Here is a 4,161-nt window from a genome sequence, read left to right as displayed (position 1 = left end):
ACAATGGAAACGGGTTTTAAAAATTTTGATGAAATTCTCGGCGGCGGTTTGCGAGATGGCAGGCTGTACGCTTTGGGAGCAATAAGCAGTTTAGGTAAAACAACATTTGCTTTAAACATTGCTGATAACGTTGCGAAGGCGGGACGGGATGTATTAATTTTCAGCCTCGAGATGAGCCGAATGGAATGGCACATGAAAAGTTTATCTAGAGAAACTTATCGCATTGCCAACGAGAAAGGCTTGTCTGCGAAGGAACACGCAGTACCTGCCATGAATTTGTTAACAGGCAAAAGAAAATTAAGCGAAGAGCAAAGCGACATGCTAAAAACGGCAACTGAACAATATACCAAAACCACCAGCGAGAGAATTTATATCAGCGAGGGCATTGACAACGTCGGCTATAAGGAAATCCGCGATACAATTAAAAAATTTATGCGAGTAAATACAAACAGCCGCCCGTTAGTCATTATTGATTATTTACAACTTATGTCGTCGCCTAACCCAAACAGCCGATTGCTGGATAAGCAAATTGTAGATAAAAATGTGCTGGAACTGAAACGCGTGACGCGGGACTTCAACCTGCCGATAATCGTCATTTCATCTTTTAATCGCGACAATTACACCACCTCAGCAAGTTTTCAGGCGTTCAAGGAAAGCGGGGCAATCGAGTACTCTGCCGACGTTGTAATCGCTCTGGAGCTAGACGTAGACGTACCAAAAGGCAACAAGGACAGAAAGGACACAGAAGAAGCAATCAACGAAGCCAAAAATAAAAACCCGAGAGAGGTAAAACTTGTCATTTTGAAAAACAGATTTTATAAAGCGTGGACAACTACGTCTTTTAATTATTACCCTGCATTTGATTATTTTAAAGAAGACGAGGGAAAAAATAAGGAAGAAGACGAGCAAAAAAAACAATGAATGTCCTTCTTGAGTTTCCCGCTCGGGTGATACCAAAAAAATAAACGCAACGGAGTTACCCGCTGCGTCTATTCTGAGAAATAATAAAAGGTCATTAGCGTAATCTTGTCATATTGTAAGAACAAGAGTACTACAATTATTATACAAGCTTTTACTAAAATTTTGCAATTATTTAACCGACATCAAAACCAACCTCGTCATTATCCTCATCGTCCTCAGTCTTATACTCAAACGGATAGGCGGAGCAATTGTCCATCGCCAAGCACAAAACAATCGTCTGAGCTTATGCAACAATCAGTAGTCCTCAACGGATTACTCCGTTTTTCTTTCACAAGAGTTTTTCTCATTTCTCTTCTTCTGCCTTGTCTTGAGTAATGTCTATATGATGTAATCCAGAGTACAGACCTATCGCCGCATTGCCTAATCCGAAAGGATATAGGAGTTTATATCCTATGCTTTTAAGTGTTTCCCAGCATGAAGGTGCTGTGATAGGGGTAAGAGGAAGAGGAGCTTTTCTTGAGGATATGTAAAAACCTGCTGGCTCCTTCCACAAAGACCAAGACCCAAGTATCAAAGCCACAGACGTCAATGTGATTAACACTATTTCCTTCCAATTCTTCCACTGAAACACTCCTGACAAATATCCGTCAAACTGAGCTACTGCCTCATCATCTGAGAAGTGTGTATCTTCGTGAGTCTTAGGAGTGAAGGTAGATTTCGGAGTTGGCAAAGACGACGGCGATGGTGATGGTGACGGACTTGGATTGACACGATTAGCAATTTTGTTATCAGTTTTGGCAGGTTGAGATTTGTTAAGCTGTTTATCACAGCCAGAGATTAAGATTATACATAACAATAACGATATTATTTTTTTCATTCTCTTTGTATTATCTATCTTGGAATAGTATGCATTTTAGATAACTCGGAAATCGGCTACTCTGATGGTGGCTCTGGTGGTGGCGGTGGTGCTGATGGCGGCGGGGTGCTTGACCTAGGCTGCATGTGAGGAGGAAGAGGACGCATGTTAAGAGGCATAGGCGTTTTTGCGTTTATAATCGTCAGAGCTGAAGCCGCCTTCGCTGTCCCTTGAGCAATTAAGTTTTGCGATGTCGCTATTTTATTCATATGAGTAGGTATATCAGTTAATAATTTATTAAGTTCGTTAAGCTCATTTTTCACGTCCCCTACCGCATCGGTCAACTTTGTTATTCCCGTTGCTCTATGATAATCAGTAACAACGCCAATCCTAGCGAGGAAACTGAATAAGCCATGAGCGGAAAACAGCAATACAACAAAAGCACTAACACCATATATACCATACTTAACTTTTTGCGGTATTTTGCTCCATAGCTCTGCCAGCCTGTCAAAACTGTCTCCGTTGAATTCAATAAGCTTATAATAATTATAATTATTAGTGACTGAGGACGGCAAGACGTTAGTCGGAGCCAATTCGCCAGCTGGTTGCTTACCACAGCCAGAGACTAAGACTATACATAACAACAACGATATTACTTTTTTCATTCCTATCCTATCCTATCCTATCCTATCCTATCCTATGCGGACAGGCGGAAGTAATAATAAATTTCTTTATATTCTTTAGTGAGGTCGGAACTGCTTAAATCCTTCTTTGATTATTAGGCTTGGCCACCAATAAGAGGAAAACTGTTTGGAAGTGCTTTATTTACCCCCGCTACTAGAAGACTTATCAGAACCCTTTTTACAACAGCAACAGCAACCACATTTACAAAATATGACAAGAGCAATAAGAGCAACAGCTATACCGAGACCGATTTTAGTTTTTGAGTATTCAGAGGATTCAGGGATTGAGAACTGTTCCTCAGGTAATGGTAACGGCGATGGTATTGGTGTTGGGTTTGGTGATGGACTTGGACTAACCTGATTAGCAGTTTTGTTATCAGTTTTGTCAGGTTGAGAATTGTTACGCTGTTTACCACAGCCTGAGATTAAGACTATACATAACGATAACGATATAATTTTTTTCATTTTATTTTTGAAGAAGTCTCTGAAATCTTCTTCTTGTACTCAATCGTTTGTTCTTCAAGTATATTCATACACAGCGAACTCAGCGATATATTCCTCTGCTTTGCATGCACCCGTTAAGTTTGTTTTTAATGCGTAATGTGATGTGGTGTCAGTAATTATTATTAATTTTGAATGTTAATATTAGCATTAGCAACATCGTGTATCGCCACGTTGTGAATCGGCTGATGAGCAGCAATCTGAGCATTTTGAGCAACAATCCGAGCATCTTGAGCAGCAATCTGAGCATTTTGAGCAACAATCCGCCATATACACCCCAAGACTATCACAAATGAAGCTCCGAAACCAAGAGCCTGAATATACAAGGATCTCTCCTCACTGCTAGCTTTTTCCCGCAGACAGGTATCTTTTTGAGTTGTTAACTCCTCAATTTGAGATGATTCATTTCTAAGCTGCTTCTGGCAACGGTCATTATTTTGATAACAGGTATTGCGCTCCTGTTTGTACGTTCTACGCTTCCGTCTGCAATCATTACCAAACATAGCAAATGCACTTTGAGTAAAGAATACCAGACAGAGCAAAATTACAATATTTCTTTTCATTTTAATAACCTATTTTTTATTTCATCTTGCTATCTCTCAGTCCTTAGAAGAACCAATACGATACCCTGGATGATTTACCTGATCCCCAGCATGTCTTTTCTGCTCCTCCACCTGACTTCTCCAACGCTCCCTCCGACACGCAATCGTACACTCAGCCTCACGCTCAGAACACTCTACCTCACGCCTAGAACGCTCTACCTCACGCTCAGAACGATAAATACAGTAAACCACACACACAAAATTAAAAATTACACTAGCACAACATGCCACGTCAAACCAGGAGTAATTAGTATTATAAATTTTCACTTCATTTTTTGGATTACTTGCTTTGATATACGAAGTTATAGCAGGCGCTTCTTGTAACGGCTCTGTTTGTACCAAATCAGTAACATTTGTGACAGCGTCCGACTTGGATAGTTGACGAGGCGGGGCAACACAACCCGATATAAGCAACAGCGTTAATACACCCGATATTGCTTTTTTCACACTTATCCTATCCTATCCTATCCTATCCTATCCTATGCGAACAGGCGGAAGTAATAATAAATTTCTTTACATCATTTTTTTAGTGAGGTCGGAACCGCTTAAACTTTATTTTGCCACAACGTGAACTTGTCTAAATGGTGTGCCAATGTAT

The 4,161-nt window shown here is 40.3% G+C and carries 6 protein-coding genes; 1 reads left to right on the top strand and 5 read right to left on the bottom strand.

The window, feature by feature from the left end; all coding sequences use genetic code 11:
- Nucleotides 1-921, top strand: a 921-nt coding sequence (locus tag LE179_RS03655) for a DnaB-like helicase C-terminal domain-containing protein (RefSeq protein WP_374129018.1), incomplete at its 5' end; no start/stop codon positions are given.
- A gap of 343 nt (nt 922-1,264) precedes the next feature.
- Here LE179_RS03655 and LE179_RS03650 read toward each other — a convergent pair.
- From LE179_RS03650 to LE179_RS03630, 5 genes are all read right to left on the bottom strand, one after another.
- Nucleotides 1,265-1,798, bottom strand: a complete 534-nt coding sequence (locus tag LE179_RS03650) for a hypothetical protein (protein ID WP_374129017.1) — start codon at nt 1,796-1,798, stop codon at nt 1,265-1,267.
- Nucleotides 1,799-1,854: 56 nt separating this feature from the next.
- On the bottom strand, nt 1,855-2,442 hold the full coding sequence (locus LE179_RS03645; RefSeq protein WP_374129016.1) for a hypothetical protein: 588 nt from the start codon (nt 2,440-2,442) through the stop codon (nt 1,855-1,857).
- A 156-nt stretch (nt 2,443-2,598) separates the two neighbouring features.
- Nucleotides 2,599-2,925, bottom strand: a complete 327-nt coding sequence (locus LE179_RS03640; RefSeq protein ID WP_374129015.1) for a hypothetical protein — start codon at nt 2,923-2,925, stop codon at nt 2,599-2,601.
- Between the two features lie 161 nt (nt 2,926-3,086).
- Nucleotides 3,087-3,524 carry a hypothetical protein gene (locus LE179_RS03635; protein WP_374129014.1) on the bottom strand — a complete coding sequence of 146 codons (438 nt, stop codon included), beginning with the start codon at nt 3,522-3,524 and terminating at the stop codon, nt 3,087-3,089.
- Between the two features lie 36 nt (nt 3,525-3,560).
- Nucleotides 3,561-4,010: a hypothetical protein gene (locus LE179_RS03630; RefSeq protein ID WP_374129013.1), complete on the bottom strand. Its 450-nt coding sequence runs from the start codon at nt 4,008-4,010 to the stop codon at nt 3,561-3,563.
- Nucleotides 4,011-4,161 lie beyond the last annotated feature (151 nt).

The sequence above is a fragment of the Candidatus Endomicrobiellum agilis genome, from assembly GCF_020328115.1.
Classification (GTDB): domain Bacteria; phylum Elusimicrobiota; class Endomicrobiia; order Endomicrobiales; family Endomicrobiaceae; genus Endomicrobiellum; species Endomicrobiellum agilis.
This window is presented reverse-complemented; position numbering and strand designations above follow the sequence as displayed.

Excerpts from the sequence above, each read along its gene's own strand:
- LE179_RS03635 (WP_374129014.1), bottom strand. The coding sequence starts at position 3,524 with ATGAAAAGAAATATTGTAATTTTGCTCTGTCTGGTATTCTTTACTCAA.
- LE179_RS03650 (WP_374129017.1), bottom strand. The coding sequence starts at position 1,798 with ATGAAAAAAATAATATCGTTATTGTTATGTATAATCTTAATCTCTGGC.
- LE179_RS03640 (WP_374129015.1), bottom strand. The coding sequence starts at position 2,925 with ATGAAAAAAATTATATCGTTATCGTTATGTATAGTCTTAATCTCAGGC.
- LE179_RS03645 (WP_374129016.1), bottom strand. The coding sequence starts at position 2,442 with ATGAAAAAAGTAATATCGTTGTTGTTATGTATAGTCTTAGTCTCTGGC.